This is a genomic window from Streptomyces sp. NRRL WC-3618, from assembly GCF_001280005.1.
In the GTDB taxonomy this organism is placed as follows: Bacteria; Actinomycetota; Actinomycetes; order Streptomycetales; family Streptomycetaceae; genus Streptomyces.
On record NZ_LGDW01000453.1, the window covers coordinates 1 to 14,937 of the forward strand.

The 14,937-nt window shown below is 70.7% G+C and carries 16 protein-coding genes; 8 read left to right on the plus strand and 8 right to left on the minus strand.

The genetic code is table 11. The features are described from left to right. Positions 1 to 20: 20 nt before the first annotated feature. Positions 21 to 317 carry a DUF5133 domain-containing protein gene (locus ADL01_RS31210; protein WP_053745370.1) on the minus strand — a complete coding sequence of 99 codons (297 nt, stop codon included), beginning with the start codon at positions 315 to 317 and terminating at the stop codon, positions 21 to 23. 266 nt (positions 318 to 583) lie between these two features. Here ADL01_RS31210 and ADL01_RS31215 point away from each other — a divergent pair, with 266 nt between their 5' ends. Together ADL01_RS31215 and ADL01_RS31220 are read left to right on the plus strand one after the other, a co-directional pair. Then, positions 584 to 1,093 (plus strand): hypothetical protein, encoded by a 510-nt coding sequence (locus ADL01_RS31215; RefSeq protein ID WP_053745371.1) that lies wholly within the window; start codon positions 584 to 586, stop codon positions 1,091 to 1,093. Positions 1,094 to 1,187: 94 nt separating this feature from the next. Next, complete coding sequence (locus ADL01_RS31220) at positions 1,188 to 1,730, plus strand: hypothetical protein (protein WP_053745372.1); 543 nt, start codon at positions 1,188 to 1,190, stop codon at positions 1,728 to 1,730. On the opposite strand, the gene ADL01_RS31225 is transcribed toward ADL01_RS31220, so the two are convergent. Then, entirely contained in the window at positions 1,713 to 2,531 is an 819-nt protein-coding gene (locus ADL01_RS31225) for a VOC family protein (protein WP_053745411.1), read from the minus strand. The two genes, ADL01_RS31220 and ADL01_RS31225, sit on opposite strands and share 18 nt — an antisense overlap. A 286-nt stretch (positions 2,532 to 2,817) precedes the next feature. After that, entirely contained in the window at positions 2,818 to 3,639 is an 822-nt protein-coding gene (locus tag ADL01_RS31230) for a SigB/SigF/SigG family RNA polymerase sigma factor (RefSeq protein ID WP_053745373.1), read from the minus strand. Positions 3,640 to 4,049: 410 nt separating this feature from the next. Between ADL01_RS31230 and ADL01_RS31235 the strand changes: the two genes are divergently transcribed. Continuing rightward, the gene (locus ADL01_RS31235) at positions 4,050 to 4,607 is read left to right on the plus strand and encodes a hypothetical protein (protein ID WP_053745374.1); all 558 of its coding nucleotides are present in this window, start codon (positions 4,050 to 4,052) and stop codon (positions 4,605 to 4,607) included. A 36-nt stretch (positions 4,608 to 4,643) separates the two neighbouring features. On the opposite strand, the gene hemC is transcribed toward ADL01_RS31235, so the two are convergent. After that, positions 4,644 to 5,579, minus strand: a complete 936-nt coding sequence (gene hemC / locus ADL01_RS31240; RefSeq protein ID WP_053745375.1) for a hydroxymethylbilane synthase — start codon at positions 5,577 to 5,579, stop codon at positions 4,644 to 4,646. Between the two features lie 323 nt (positions 5,580 to 5,902). Here hemC and ADL01_RS31245 point away from each other — a divergent pair, with 323 nt between their 5' ends. From ADL01_RS31245 to ADL01_RS31255, 3 genes are all read left to right on the plus strand, one after another. Continuing rightward, positions 5,903 to 6,283: a DoxX family membrane protein gene (locus tag ADL01_RS31245; RefSeq protein ID WP_053745376.1), complete on the plus strand. Its 381-nt coding sequence runs from the start codon at positions 5,903 to 5,905 to the stop codon at positions 6,281 to 6,283. Beyond that, complete coding sequence (locus tag ADL01_RS31250) at positions 6,280 to 6,747, plus strand: peroxiredoxin (protein ID WP_053745377.1); 468 nt, start codon at positions 6,280 to 6,282, stop codon at positions 6,745 to 6,747. The genes ADL01_RS31245 and ADL01_RS31250 overlap by 4 nt, the downstream gene beginning before the upstream one ends. Positions 6,748 to 6,858: 111 nt before the next feature. Next, on the plus strand, positions 6,859 to 9,228 hold the full coding sequence (locus ADL01_RS31255) for an ATP-binding SpoIIE family protein phosphatase (RefSeq protein ID WP_053745378.1): 2,370 nt from the start codon (positions 6,859 to 6,861) through the stop codon (positions 9,226 to 9,228). Between the two features lie 58 nt (positions 9,229 to 9,286). Here the strand turns inward: ADL01_RS31255 and ADL01_RS31260 are convergent, their stop codons facing one another. Together ADL01_RS31260 and ADL01_RS31265 are read right to left on the minus strand one after the other, a co-directional pair. Beyond that, positions 9,287 to 9,721, minus strand: coding sequence for a cupin domain-containing protein (locus tag ADL01_RS31260; protein ID WP_053745379.1), 435 nt, complete (start codon positions 9,719 to 9,721; stop codon positions 9,287 to 9,289). An 84-nt stretch (positions 9,722 to 9,805) separates the two neighbouring features. Beyond that, entirely contained in the window at positions 9,806 to 10,228 is a 423-nt protein-coding gene (locus ADL01_RS31265; RefSeq protein WP_053745380.1) for a hypothetical protein, read from the minus strand. A gap of 119 nt (positions 10,229 to 10,347) precedes the next feature. Here ADL01_RS31265 and ADL01_RS31270 point away from each other — a divergent pair, with 119 nt between their 5' ends. Next, entirely contained in the window at positions 10,348 to 10,977 is a 630-nt protein-coding gene (locus ADL01_RS31270) for a MerR family transcriptional regulator (RefSeq protein ID WP_053745381.1), read from the plus strand. Between the two features lie 40 nt (positions 10,978 to 11,017). Here ADL01_RS31270 and ADL01_RS31275 read toward each other — a convergent pair whose 3' ends face one another. Both ADL01_RS31275 and ADL01_RS31280 read right to left on the minus strand, forming a co-directional pair. Further along, positions 11,018 to 12,808, minus strand: coding sequence for an acyl-CoA dehydrogenase (locus ADL01_RS31275; protein ID WP_053745382.1), 1,791 nt, complete (start codon positions 12,806 to 12,808; stop codon positions 11,018 to 11,020). 209 nt (positions 12,809 to 13,017) lie between these two features. Next, positions 13,018 to 13,842: a helix-turn-helix domain-containing protein gene (locus ADL01_RS31280; RefSeq protein WP_234354856.1), complete on the minus strand. Its 825-nt coding sequence runs from the start codon at positions 13,840 to 13,842 to the stop codon at positions 13,018 to 13,020. A 203-nt stretch (positions 13,843 to 14,045) separates the two neighbouring features. Between ADL01_RS31280 and ADL01_RS31285 the strand changes: the two genes are divergently transcribed. After that, entirely contained in the window at positions 14,046 to 14,834 is a 789-nt protein-coding gene (locus tag ADL01_RS31285; protein ID WP_053745384.1) for an IclR family transcriptional regulator, read from the plus strand. Positions 14,835 to 14,937: the final 103 nt, after the last annotated feature.

A 14,937-nucleotide genomic window follows, 5' to 3' on the forward strand; every position in this document is an offset into this window, starting at 1 on the left:
GAAGGGGGGGGCGGGCGGCGCTATCCCCCCGCCGTGGAGCGCTGGACAGCTGAGGGGGCATGGCCGGTGAAACGGTCCGCGTGGCCCCATCCGGCCTGTTCCCGGAGGTAGGCGACCAGACTCGTGCGGAGATAACGCTCGGCGGCGTGGACCGCCTCGCGTGCGCACCGTTTCCCCATCAGTACGCACAGGGTGTAGCCCGAGTCCTCGAAACTGTCCCGAGCCGAACGGTCGGACGGGGCCGCGAGCGTGACACGCTCCCACGCCCGGTACCGGTTGAGCTGTCGGGCGACCTCGGCCTTGGCGGGCAACAGCATGGCGCTGGTCCCCTTCCTCGTGACTGACGATTCCTACGGCGAGACCTTCACTCATGGTGCATGGGGGAAGACCCAGCGTCCTGTTGGATCTTCAACGACTTGCGGGGGCCGTTCGTGTTGCACGAATGGACTAACCCTCTCACTCTGGAGCTGACTCAGAAGCGAACAGTGCTCACGCTCCGCGACGCCAAGATGATCCAAACGGCAGGGCCCAGGTCCTGCGGAGCTCTGAGAAACCGTGAGTCCGCCGTGAGGAGCCAACGACAATGAAGACCGCAGACTCCCGCTACTACCACCTCGACATGGAGGTCTGTCCCGAACGGGTCGGGCAGGTCGGCCGCATTCTGGCCGCCCACCTCCGGCTCTGGGACCTGGAGCACCTCGTCGGGCCTGTCTGCCACGGCACCGAGGCGCTGTTGCGTGCCATCGACGAGCACGCGACCGACAAGCGCGCCGTGATCGAGATGTGGTGGAACGGCCAGCACATCATCACCGCCCTCGCCGAGCACGACCCCGGCCCGCGACTCGACCAGGAACTGGGCAGTTGCCTGGCGTGGATCGCCGCGGCGAGCGACGGCTGGGGCTGCTGCGCCACGGACACCGGTGCCAAGGTCATCTGGTTCTCGCGGCGTGCCCGCGCCTGCGAGGGCGTCCCGCTGATCCCGGCCCCGCCCGCGCCGACCCTGCGGGAGGGACGTCGGGCGCCTCGAGACGTGCCGGCCTTCGCCGGTACGCAGCAGAGGCAGCGGCCACCGGGCGTTCTCGTGAACGCCTAGCAGCGGTACTGCGGTACTGCCGACTCTCCCCGGGCATAGAGCAGTTGACACCCTGCTACGGGGGCGGGGTGGCGCGGAGTACAGGGGGAGCACCGTGGTCAGATACGTCCACTACGAGGTGACGTGCGCGATCCTCGCGGTCTGCGCGACAGCGGTGAGCGCGGGGGTGGTGTTCGGGGTGGAGGGCGTGCCCGAGGCGCCGCGAGGTGTCGGCCCGGCGATCGCCCTCGGCCTGCTCGCCCTCGCGGGCGCCGCGGGGCTCGGGGTGCTCACCGTCTCCCGGCTGAAGTGGTTCGGTGAAGGTCGGGACTTCGCCGAGGCGGTTCCGCTGGAGGAGACCGGCGCGGTCCTGGCGGCGCCGGGCATGCAGTACCGCGACTGCGTCAATGTCCCTTTCTTCCTCTGCCTGATGGCGTCCGCGCTGGGCGGCGGACTGCTCTGGGAGCGCGACCTCGCGCTCTGGCCGCTGGTCCTGGCGTCGGCGTGGCTGGCCCGCGGCTGGCGGGTCGCCCGCTGGGAACGCTGCAACGGCCTGCTGCTCTGGCACCACCGGGGCCGCCCCCGGCTTCCGGAGGGCGGCGACCGGAACCTGTACTCATCGGTCCGGTATCGGGCCGGCTCAGCGCGGGATGCGTGAGGTCACCGTGAACTGCGCCCCGTCCGGATCGCGCAGCACCGCCTCGAACGGCGTCGCGACATCGTCGTAGCGCAGGACGCTGCCGCCGCTGTCCTGCGCGGCCTTGACGCAGGCCGCCACGTCCTCGACCGCGAAGTGGACCTGCCAGTGCGGCCTGATCGTGGGATCGGGCGCCGCCTCCAGCGCGCCCGAGACGATGCGGGCCACGACATCGCCCCTGCTGCGCAGCACGACCTCGTCGCCCTCGTACTGGACCTGGCAGCACCCGGGGCGCTCGGAGGCCCACTCCAGGATCTCGCCGTAGAAGATGGCCGCGTCGAACGCGTCGCGGGTCTGCAGCCGGACGAACGTCGGTGCCGCCCGCCGCCACGCCTCCCAGCCGGCGAGCAGCTCGCCCTCCCAGATCCCGAAGATCGCCCCGTCACGGTCGGCGAGCAGGGCCGCCCGGCCGGGCGGGAAGGAGATCGGCCCGACCGCCGCCGTGCCCCCGCGTTCGCGGGCCCGGGCCACCGCGTCGTCCGCGCTCGGTACCGCGAAGTAAGGGGTCCAGGCGACCACCATCTGCCATACGGAGGCCACGCCGGCGATCCCCGCGACGGGTGTGCCGTCCACCAGGGCGACCCGGAAGCGGTCGCCCAGCCGGGCCGAACGCCACCGCCAGCCCAGTACAGCGCTGTAGAACGCCTCGGTGGCCCGCAGATCGCGGCTGGTGAGACTCACCCAGCAGGGGGCGCCGAACACGGAATGGGTGGTCGACACGACGTCCGTCGCGCCGCTGGGAGGTGTCGGGTCGTGGTTCATGGCACTCGCGTTCTGGTCGGTCGGCCGGCGGTCACCGGTCCGGACACCAGTCTCCGGCCGGACCCCGTCCATGTGCCTGTCGAGTACCCCGATCGGGCTCCCGAACGCCTGGGGCCTGTTCGGCCCGGGAGCGGGTTTCAACTCCGTCTCTCCGGTGACTCCGGCAGTGAAGGGCACGCTGAGGAGCCATTCCCGGGAGGGTTCGGCAGTGAGCCCGTCCCCCAGTCGCCCGGCCGCGAAAGACTCGCCCGGGCGACTGCGGTGGGCAGGGGGTCGGCAGCCGCCCTCAACACGCGTCGGCCAACAGTTCCTCGGGGTTCGGCTCTTCCTCGCAGAGCTCCTCCCGGATGCGGGCGCAGCAGGTGCTCAGCAGCCGGGAGACGTGCATCTGCGAGATACCGAGCTGCGACGCGATCCGGCTCTGGGTCATCCCGCGGAAGTACCGCAGATAGAGGATGGTCCGCTCACGTTCGGGCAGGGCCCGCAGACAGGGACCGACGGCCGTGCGGTCGACGATCAGGTCGAAGCCGGGGTCGGTTCCGCCGACGGTGTCCGCGAGCGCGTACCCGTCGGTGCGCGGCAGCTCGGCCTCCAGCGACAGCACGGAGAAGCACTCCAATGCCTCCATGCCCGTACGCACCTCGCTCTCGCTCAACTCCGCGTACGTGGCGATCTCGGCGACGGTCGGTGGCCGACCGGGGACGGTGGCGGACAGTTCCTTCGTGGCGCTGCGCACCCGGTTGCGCAGGTCCTGGACCCGGCGCGGCACATGCAGGGCCCACAGGTGGTCGCGGAAGTGGCGCTTGATCTCGCCGGTGACGGTCGGAACGGCGTAGGCCTCGAAGGCGGCGCCCCGCTCTGGGTCGTAGTGGTCGACGGCCTTGACGAGTCCGACGGCCGCGACCTGGTAGAGGTCCTCCAGGGCCTCCCCGCGCCCCCGGAAGCGGATGGCGATCCGCTCCGACATGGGCAGCCAGGCCCGTACGAGCTCGTCCCGGAGGGCGTCGCGCTCGGGCCCCTCGGGCAGCCGGACCAGGCGCTCGAAGTCGGCGGCGGTATCGGGGGCGTCGTCGTGCGGATGCTGCTTCGTTCGGGTGGCGACACGCATGGTGCGCACCTTCCTCAGCTGGTGCTGGATGGACAGACACCGGGGGAGGGCGCGCACGGACCGGACGGAGGTCGCCCGACATCCGGCGGAAACCGGCTCCCACGGACGTGCCTCCAGTCCGAAGCACTGACCTACTGATTCCCATTACGGGCGATAAGGAAACAATTCGACAATTCGCCATGAATGGTGACTCGCTGCTTTCGATTGGTCGCCGGGTGAATTCACGACCCGGAACGTGATGTGCGGCACGCGCTCACCTGGTGTGGAACGGCCCGGTGGTGGATTTCCGCTGCACACCGCTTGATCAGTGATCAAGGGGGCGAATTCGCTGGCCACAGCGCATTCCGCTCATTTGACTGTGTGCCGGGCGCAAGGATAGGAAGCAGCCATCCGAGGTCGAGAGGTGGACTGTGCGCGAGCCGAACGTGGTCGGGGACTGGCACGAGTACGACGAGCATGCCGGCCTGCGTGTCCGCGTCCACCGTCTGCTGGCGGCGGATCCGCCACGCGGGCGCGACGACGGCGCCGAGGGGCTGGCCTACTTCAGTCTGCGGGTGACGGTCGAGAACCGCGGCGACCGGCATTTCGGCGTCCACCTGGAGGACGGCCAGATCGACATCCGGCTCGGCCCCGACGGCGAGGGTGCCTTCATCGACTGGCGGAACTCGCAGTTCATCGAGGGCTTCGACGTCCACCCGCTGCGTCGCGCCACGGCCGTCCTGTACGCGGCCGGCCCGGAAGCGTCCCTGGCACAGGTGGACGTACAGATTCAGCTGCGCGTCGAGGAGGAGTGGACCGACCGGCACCTCTGGGTCGGCGGGATCGGCCTGCCCGAGGACTTCACCGGCGCCGGCGTCCCCCACGGCCCGGCGCGGGACGGGGTGGCCCTCCAGGCGAGCGCGTTCCTCAAGGAGCAGCGGGACCTCAGGGAACAGCAAGACCAGAAGGGCCAGACGGAACCCACCTGAGCGGCCTCACCGGCCGCTCCCCGGAGGTCCCGTTCCTCAGTGCGCGATGTCGTCGATCAGCTCGCGCGCGCCCTGCCGCAGCAGTGCCACCGCCACGGACGTGCCGAGCGTGGCCGGGTCGAGGCGCCCCGCCCACTCGTGGGCGTGCAGCTGGACCTTGCCGTCCGGGGTGAACACGCAGGCACGCAAGGAGAGTTCGCCGTTGCGGGCCACCTTCGCGTACCCGGCGATCGGGCTGTTGCAGTGCCCCTGGAGAACGTGCAGGAACATGCGCTCGGCCGTCGCCTCGCGATGCGTGTCCGGGTCGCCGAGGCCGCTGACCGCGTCGATCAGATCGGTGTCGCCCTCGCGGCACTGCAGGGCGAGGATGCCCGCACCGATCGGCGGCATCATCGTCTCCGGGGAGAGGACCTCGCTGACCACGTCCGTCCGGCCGATGCGCTCCAGACCGGCCACGGCGAGGAGCAGCGCGTCCGCCTCCCCGGCCGCGAGCTTCTCCAGTCGGCGGTTGGCGTTGCCGCGGAACGGCACGCACTCCAGGTGCGGGTGGGAGGCGGCCAGCTGGGCGATCCGGCGCACCGAGGACGTACCGATCCGGGTGCCGTCCGCCAGCTCGTCGAGGGTGCGGCCGCCGGGGTCGATCAGGGCGTCGCGGATGTCGTCCCGCTTGAGGAACGCGGCGAACATCGTGCCCGCGGGCAGCGGCCGGTCGGCCGGCACGTCCTTGACACAGTGCACCGCGAGATCGGCCTCACCGGCCAGCAGTGCGGCGTCGACCTCCTTGGTGAACGCGCCCTTGCCCTCGACCTGCGACAGGTCGCCCATCCACTTGTCGCCGGTGGTCTTCACGGGGACGACCTCGGTGCGCGTCCGGGGATGGACGACGGCGAGTTCGGCGCGCACCCGCTCCACCTGTGCCAGCGCCATGGGCGAGTCGCGGGAGACGATACGGATCAGTTCAGGGACGGACATGCCGACACGATAGACCCTCCGGACCCCCCTCCTACTCAAGAACCGGTCGGTCCGCCCGAGGGGCCCGGCCCCGGCGCGGAGGGGAATTCGGCCATCAGCTCAGCCGTGCCCACCGGCCCGACCGGCCGGCTGATGGACCGGGCCGCCACCGCGCTCCGTCGGCAGATCGCCGCCTCCGAACAAATGTGCCCCGGCGAACTCGCCAACCGGCTCGCGGTCGAGGCTCCCACGTCACCCGGGCTCGTCAGGCAGTCGAACACCCACGTCTCGACCCGTATTTACCGTCCAGTAGGATCGCCCGGCACACCATCCGAGGAGGAAGCGTGCCCCGGTCCCAACGCTCGCCCCTGCTGCTCGCCGGTCTGTTGGCCGCCGCCGGCGTCACCCACTTCGTCGCACCCCGCACGTTCGACGCGATCGTGCCGCGCGCCCTGCCCGGCGCGCCCAGGACCTGGACGTACGCCAGTGGCGCCGCCGAGCTCGTGCTGGCGGCCGGGGTGGCGCTGCCGCGTACCCGGCGGGTCGCCGCGCTCGCCACGGCAGGGTTCTTCGTCGGGGTGTTCCCGGCCAACGTGAAGATGGCCGTCGACTGGCGCAACCGGCCCGCCGCCCTGCGGGCCGGCGCCATGGGGCGGCTGCCGCTCCAGATACCGCTCGTGCTGTGGGCACGCAGCGTCGCGAAGAACGGAGAGGGCCGGTCATGACAAGCAAGGTGAACGTCGGCGACAAGATCGAGGACTTCGAGCTGCCCGACGAGAGCGGAACGCCCCGCCGGCTCTCCGAGCTGCTCGCCGAGGGGCCGATCGTCCTCTTCTTCTACCCTGCGGCCCTGACGCCCGGCTGCACGGCAGAGGCCTGCCACTTCCGGGACCTGGCCGCCGAGTTCGCCGCCGTCGGCGCGCGGCCGGTCGGGATCAGCGGGGACTCCGTCAGCCGCCAGCAGGAGTTCGCGCAGAGCCACACCCTCGGTATGCCGCTGCTGTCGGACGCCGACGGGACGGTCCGTGAGCTGTTCGGTGTGAAGCGCGGATTCTCGATGATGCCCACCAAGCGGGTCACCTTCGTCATTGCCGAGGACCGGACCGTCCTGGAGGTGGTGACGAGCGAGCTGCGGATGAACACCCACGCGGACCGTGCCCTCGCCGCACTCCGCGCGCATCAGGGCTGACGGCCCCGGAGCATGCCCAGCCGTCCCACACGGGGCGGCTCGGCGGGGTCGCCGTCCCGAGGCGCGTCGTCGGGGTTGATGCCCCGGGGTCCAGGGACCATCCTGGGGCGTATGAAACAAGTCGCCGCCGCGGTGATCATCGATGCCCGAGGCATGGTGACGGGATGGAGCGAGGGCGCCCGGCGGCTGACAGGACACACGGCCGAGGACATCGTGGGCCGCCCGGCCGCCGGACTCCTCGCCGAGGATCTGCCACCGGCGGCGATGACCGAGCTGACCGGAGTGGTCGCCCTGCGCCACCGGGACGGCCACCGCGTCGAACTCGCCGTCAGCGCGTGCCCCGTCCTGGGCGAGGACGGCGCCTCCCGGGGATTCGTCGTCACCTCCCTCCCCGACCCGCCGGTACCGGAGCCGCAGGCCGCCGCGCAGGGGCCCACCTCGCTGGAACGGGCCATCCGGCAGGCCTCCGTACCGATGTCGGCCTTCGACCTGAACCAGCGCTACACCTGGCTGAACGAAGCCGTCTGTGACCTGATGGGCGCGACGGAACAGGCCCTGCTCGGGCAGTTCTACGGGGATACGAACGTCGTGCCCGACGACCGGATCAGCGAGGGACTCCTGCTTCACCTGCGGGAGGTCGCCCGTACCGGCACGGCCGTGCGCTACGAGATCTTCGGCAAGGACGCGACCGACGGCCGCGCCTACGCGTGGAGCTTCGATATGTGGCCGGTGCGTGACGATCTGGGCGCCGTCACCTCGGTGGGTATCGCCGGGTTCGACAGCAGCGACCAGCACTGGTCGCGACGCAGGCTCGCCCTGCTCAACGAGGCGGCGGCCGCCATCGGGACCACCCTCGACGTCGTGCGCACCGCCGAGGAACTCGTCGAACTGGTCGTGCCCCGGTTCGCCGATTTCGTCAGCGTCGACCTGCTCGACTGGGTGCTCGGTTCGGACGAACCCCAGGCGACCCCGGCCGAGGAGGTCGTCCTGCACCGCGTGGCCCACGGCTCCGTCACCGAGGGCACGCCGGAGGCTGTCGTTCCGCTGGGGGCGAAGGACACCTACCTGCCGTTCACCGCGCCCGTGCGGGCGATGGTGGAGGGCCGGGCGCTGATGGGGCGGGTCGGCGAGCGGGCGTTCGACGAGTGGGTGGCGGAGCGCAACGCCCGCGAGCCCGTCGGCCGCCCGTATCGCAAGGGTGTCCACTCCATGGTCACCGTGCCGCTGCGGGCGCGCGGCACCATCCTGGGCGTCGCGGTCTTCCTGCGCATCACACGCCCGGACCCCTACACCGAGGACGACGTCGCCCTCGCCGAGGAACTGGCCAGCCGCGCCGCCGTCTGTGTCGACAACGCCCGCCGCTTCGCCCGTGAGCGCACGACCGCGCTGGCCCTCCAGCACAGCCTGCTGCCCCGGGGGCTGCCCGGTCAGGCGGCCGTCGAGGTCGCCCACCGCTATCTGCCCTGCGGATCGGTGGCCGGCATCGGCGGCGACTGGTTCGACGTCATCCCGCTGTCCGGCAGCCGGGTCGCTCTCTGCGTCGGCGACGTCGTGGGCCACGGAATCCAGTCCTCCGCGACCATGGGCCGGCTCCGTACGGCCGTACGCACCCTCGCGGACGTCGATCTGCCGCCGGACGAGCTCCTCACACACCTCGACGACCTGGTCACCCATCTGGCCGACGAGGAGGACGGCGCGGATGTCGCCGAACTGGGTGCCACCTGCCTCTACGCCGTCTACGACCCGGTCTCGCGCCTGCTGACCCTCGCCTCCGCCGGACACCCGCCGCCGGCCGTCGTACCGCCCGGCGGTGTCGCCGAGCTGATCGAGGTGTCGGCGGGACCGCCGCTCGGCGTCGGTGGCCTGCCCTTCGAGGCGACCGAGCGGAAACTGCCCGAGGGCTCGCTCCTCGCCCTCTACACGGACGGGCTGATCGAGGACCGCGACCGGGACATCGACCACGCCACCTCCGAGCTGTGCCGCGCGCTGAACCTGCCCGGCGCCTCGCTCGACGCCGTGTGCGACGCCGTCCTCAAGGCTGTACTGCCCGAACAGCCCGGCGACGACGTGGCGCTGCTGCTCGCCCGTACGCACGCGCTCGGGGTCGGCCAGGTGGCCACCTGGGACGTCCCGCCGGACCCCGCGCACGTGGCGGTCGCCCGTCAGGCGGCCACCGAACAACTGGCCGCCTGGGGGCTGGACGAGGAGGCCTTCGTCATCGAACTCGTCGTCAGCGAGCTGGTCACCAACGCCATCCGGTACGGCGAGCCGCCCATCCAGCTCCGGCTGATCCGCGACCGGGCCCTCATCGTCGAGGTCTCCGACGGCAGTTCGACGTCACCGCACCTGCGCCGGGCGCACGCCTACGACGAGGGCGGCCGTGGCCTGCTGCTCGTCGCCCAGCTCACCCAGCGCTGGGGCAGCCGCCAGACGGGTACCGGCAAGACGATCTGGGCGGAGCAGCCGCTGCCGGCGGAGTAGGGCCGACCCCGGCCGGGCGCCGGTCGGTCGTCCGGCCGGGGGTCCGCTCAGCGGCCGGTCACTGGAAGTCGCACCCCGGGTTCGGCGCGTCCTCCGCGAAGGGTGAGCCGTGCGGCAGTACGTACAGGACGTCGAGTACGAGGGGTGTGCTGCCGAGGTTCCGGCCGATGTGGACGTACTCGGCGCCGGCCGGCTCGCTGATGGAGCTGCCCTGCTCATACACGCCGTCGGATTCGCAGGTGGAGTCGAAGTGGCTGAGGGTGCCCTGCTTGACGAAGCCGTACAGCGGGCCGTCGTGGTAGTGCCAGCCGGTGGCCTGACCTGCGGGGATCGTGATCTCCCGCAGGGTGTAGTCGGTGTCGCCGATGGTGGTCTGGGCGAGTATGCGGCCCGAGACTCCGGGCCCGGGCGGCGTGGCGTGCGCCGTGCCGCAGGCGAGGACAGCGGTGACCGCGACGGCCCCGGCGGTGGCGGTGCGAAGCAGGTTGCGCATGGTGGGGGTCCCCGAGAGCGTGAGTGCTTGACAAGCGGGTCGACGCGATCTTAGAGGGCACGGTGGGCGCGCGGACAGGTGGGGTCACGCGCCGGACGAGGCGCCGTCGGCGTCGGCGCGCTCCTGGGCGGCGAGCCGCTCGCGCGCGTCCGGCCAGTTCACGGGCAGGGCCGATGCCGGTGTCTCCCAGAAGGTGAACACCGAGTGGCTCAGCGAGGAACGCAGGCCGGTCATGACCGACTTGTGGGGCTCGGTCCGCGCGTAGGTGTAGAGGGCCTCCTTGTTCTCCCAGGCCGACAGCGTCCAGAACGTGCGCTTCAGCGGCTGGGCGATCAGGGAGGCGCCGTACGCGCCGGGCGCGCTCCGTACCTGCTTCCACGTGGCGAGGGACCGCAGGAAGACGCGGGGTACGTCCTTCAGGGAGCGGACTTCCATCCGGGAGGCCATGACGAACGCCGTGGCGTCCTGAGCCGGCTTGTCGACGGTGGTCCAGGGCAGGGTGGGCATGGCTGCGGCCTTCTGTTGAGAGAACAGGGCGGAACGGAGGCTCGATCCGGAAATTGGATACCTCTACTATCCATGTTAGACAGTAACGGTATCCAATGACCAGAGCGGAGCCCGACCCGATGCGTATGTCCGAGCTGAGCCGCCGTAGCGGTGTCTCCGTCCCGACGATCAAGTACTACCTCCGCGAAGGTCTCCTCCCGGTCGGCCGTCAACTGTCGGCGACGCGGGCCGAGTACGACGAGAGCCATCTGCGCGCCCTACGGCTGATCCGGGCACTGATCGGGGTACGCGGACTGTCCGTCAGCACCACCCGGGAGGTGCTGGGCGCACTGGCCGAAGAGTCGGCCGACGCCCACCGCGTCCTGGGGCTCGCACTCGGGGCGATCCGGCTGACCGGCGAGGGCGAGGCGGACTCCCCGGAAGCGGCCGAAGTCGACGCGCTGATCGAGGAGTTGGGCTGGAACGTGCACACGTCGGCCCCCGCCCGATCCGCCCTGGCCGACACGCTCGCCTCGCTGCGCGGCCTCGGCTCACCGCTGGAGTGGCGGGTGCTCCTGCCGTACGCCCGGCTGGCGGAGGAGACCGCTGTCCTCGATCTCGATCAACTGGAAGGAATCCAGGACCCGTTGGAGCTCGCCGAGCGTGCACTGCTGCTCACGGTCCTGCTGGAACCCGCGCTTCTGGCGCTGCGGCGCATGGCCCAGCAGCACGAGTCGGCCCGGCGGCATGCCGACACGACGGACAACTGACAAGCCTGGCGGCCAAGTTGGTGCCCGCCCCGAGCGGGCGTCAGAGTCCGGCGGCGCGCAGGTCGCCGCGCTCGGCGAGCGGGAACTGCCAGTACGAGAACAGCCGGTTCTTTCGGTACAGATACCGCAGCACCCGCATCACGTCGTTGACCACGCCGGCGTCGGTGACAGCCTCGTGAGGGCGCAAGTGCCGTCGTATGCGCTCCATCTGGAGCAGGAGCAGCGCGCCGCTCGGCAGCGGCTCCTCCAGCGCGGCGGCGGAGTGGACGTGCGTGTGCACGCAGGCCGCGGCGGCGTGCAGGAGGCAGTACTCCTTGGCCAGGTCGAAGAGCTCGGCTGACTGACCGTACTCGGAGCCCAGCGAGTCCTTGAGCGAGGTGACGCGCTCGCGCAACGAGTCGGCCCCGGCGAGGAGTTGCTCCGCCGTGGCCGCCGCCCGGGTCAGCCGGTCGCGTTCGTCGGGCTTCGCGTCCGCGGCCAGCCGGCGCAGTTGCACGAGCGCGGCGGGCGCGGCAAGGAGGGCGTCGTCCCGGCCCAGGTTGTTCAACTGCTGGTCCCAGGGCCGGTAGAGCGGCAGCCGACGGTCGATGCCGAAGAGCACGGCCGCCCGCTCGCCCGCCTCGTCGAGCAGCCCCTGGTCCGCTGTCGCGGCCGTGGTGAGGAGACCTTCGAGCCGGAGCGCGATGTTCCTGAGGTTCCCGACGGCGTTGCCGTCGGCGAAGGTGGCGACCGGCAGATCGCGCAGCATCTTCTGGTGGATCGCGTAGTGCGGATGGTCACGGAGATAGAAGCGCGCCCCGAGGACGACGTTGAGCTGGGTGAACGTGCGCTCCAGGAGGGTCGGCACGAAGTACTTGACGACGGACGACCACACGCCGGTCTGCTCCGGCACGACCTGTAGCGCTCGCACCGCGCCCAGACTGACCGCGTCGGCGACCATCAGATCCGCGAAGCACTCCGTCAACTGGCGGCGGCAGTACGGGGCGTCACTGACGGTGCGGCCGAGGGCCGTTCGTCCCTCGGTGAAGTCGAGCGTGACCCGCAGTCCGGTGTCCACGGCCGAGAGCGCGATGCCGCTGATGAGGGTGCCGGCCGTCTGCGAGGTCTTCAGCGCGATCTCCAGACCCTGGCCCTCGTGGCCGAGCAGGGCGGAGTCCGGCACGAAGACGCGGTCGAGCCGGAAGCCGCTCACGTCGAGCCCGCGCAGTCCGTGCATGCGTTCGCGCGGCAGGTCGTTCACGGCCCCGGCGGGGGTCTGCCGTTTGTCGAGGACGAAGACGGAGTAGCCGCCCGGTCCGCCCCGGGGATCGGTACGGGCGTAGACACCGAGCCCGTCGGCGACACTGCCGTTGCCGACCAACCACTTCTTTCCGGTGAGGAGATAGCCGCCGTCCGTCTTCTCGGCAGTCACCTCGTTGGCCGCCAGATCACTGTCGTACTGCGGCTCGGACAGGCCCCAGGCGTAACGGTTGCCGCGCCGGATGGAGTCCACCAGCGTCCGCTTCTGCGCATCGGTGCCGGCCACCCAGGCCGGCAGGAAACTGAGGCTGGTGATGATGAACGCGGTCGCGGTGGTCGGGTCCCGGCGGGCGATCAGCCGCGTCAGGTTGAAGGCGATCTCCATGTCGCCCGCCTTGCCGCCCTGAGCGCGCGGGAGCGAGTAGTCCAGCGCGCCCCAGCGCTGGAGAAGGTGCACGAACTCGTAGGGATGGTCCTCGTGTTCGTCGTGTTCGAGGACACGGGTGTACGGCATGCGGCTGGTGGGGTCGTGCGGATCACCCAGGTCGCGTTCCAGCCGTCCGGCCAGCTCGGTGAGGTCCGCCTTCGGCACGGGGTCTCCCAACAGTCGGTGATCAGCGGCCTGTTCGGGTGCGCTGTGCGGCGCCAGTTGTTCCAGGTCGGGGCCGCCCCCCCCTCAGGGGTCGCGTTCGGAGGTGGCCGCCCGAAGCACTGAGGTCACAGTCTTGTCACCCCGGTGAAAACTGGACAACCACTCTTCCGGAGAGTGGAAAGGAAGTTTGGTTTGCTTCCGCGTCGCCGCTAATTCTCCGAACCGGCGCCGCGCCTGAACGCGCCCGGCGTCGTCTTCACCCGTCGTACGAAGAACTTGCCGAAGTTCGTGACTTCGGTGAACCCGAGCTGGCGGGCGATGGTGCCCACGGGCAGATCCGTGTGGACCAGCAGGCGCTTCGCCTCCAGAGCGACGCGCGCGTCGATCAGATCCTTGGTGGAGGTCCCGGCGACGGTGCGGCAGGCCCTGGACAGGGTGCGGGGCGTGCAGTTGAGCGCGGCGGCGTAGTCCTCGACCAGGCGCGTGCTGCGATAGCGGGTCTCCAGCTCGCGCCGGAAGCGCAGGAAGAGCTCGCCGTTCTCGGGCGCGGGGCTGTCGCTGAGTGCGAGGTCCCGGTCATGGGTGCGGCATATCTGGATGATGTGCAGCAAGGTGACGGTCAGCAGATGCTTGAGGATGTCCTCGCCGAGCCCCTGGTCGGGCCGGTCGAACTCCTCCTGCAGCATGTCCAGTACCCGTCGGAAGGCAGCCAGGGCGTCGTCGCGGAGCTGCCAGTGGGAGGGGCGCAGGGCGTCGTCGAGTAACCCCATGTGGGCGCGAAGCCGCAGGGGAAACGTTTCGGTGAACCTGACGATGCGGGCTTCCATGTCCGGCGCGGGTACGAACTGGATCACCTGGTTCGGCCGGATCCACAGCAGGGAGCCCGCCCGGCACGGGTAGCGCGTGGAGTCGATCGTGCAGTCGCCGGTGCCCTCGCCGATCAGCATGACCTGGTGGAAGGCGAGCCGGTGCGGAGCGGTGGCCATGGTCAGGCAGTGCTTCCTGCGCACCTCGCTGAGAGAGGTCATCGCCATGCCGATGCAGGGCCTGCGAGCGGGCGTGAAAGGGACCACAGGGATCGGTAACGTAGCGAAATCGACCATGAACGTTCCGGAATCGACCTTTCTCGATCTGCTTCAAGTCTCAATGATAGGCGTGGCCGCCTGTCGTTGGATCATGTCCGGCCCATCCATGAGTCAGGTTTCGCACGATGCGCAGGTGAAGGGAAGTAAACGGGATGACCACCCCACCCGGCGCCCCCGAGCGCTCGGTTGTCGACCGGACGCTCAGCATCCTGGGCGTTTTCGACCGCGACAACCGCACCCTGACGCTGAGCGACATCAGCCGGCGCGCCGGCCTTCCGGTCACCACGGTCCACCGCATCGTCAACAAGCTCCATGCCTGGGGCGCTCTGGAACGAGGGGAGGAAGGCGGGTACGGCATCGGCCTGAGACTGTGGGAGACGGCGACGCTGGCTCCCCGCTACTCGAGCCTGGCCGAGATCGCGGAGCCCCACCTCCTGGATCTCCACAGCCAGACCGGCGGCGCGGCGGTCCTCGCCATCCGGGACGGAACGGAAAGCGTCTGCCTGTCCTTCCTCACCAACGACCTGGGCCTCAAGGCGCGTTGGGGTGACCCCGGCCGCAGGCTGCCGTTGCACGTCACCGCGGCGGGCCTGGTCCTGCTGGCGAACGCGGATGTCGTGCTGCAGAACGCGGTGTGCGCCGGTCCCCTGCGCGCCTACGCCGGCGCCACGATCACCGACGGCACCAGTCTGCGAAACGCCCTGAGCAAGGTACGACGGGAGGGGTACGCGATGGTCGCCGGCACTCTCCGTGAGGGCCGGGGTGCGATCGCGGCCCCCGTGCGCAACGCACGCGGCACGGTGGTGGCGGCGGTGGGGGTCGTGGGCCCGCTGGACATGCTCCAGCCGTCCCGACTGGCCCCACTGGTCCTGGCCACGGCCGAGGCGCTCTCCCCGCCCGACCGGACAGAGGGGCGGTGGATGGCGGGGGCGGGCGCGTAGACAGGCACGCGGGCCACTCCGTACGGGCGCCACCGCCTTGGCGGCGAGTGTCTCCGCGATCCGCCGATGGGCCCGTAACGGAGAGGGGCGCCGCCTTCGCCCC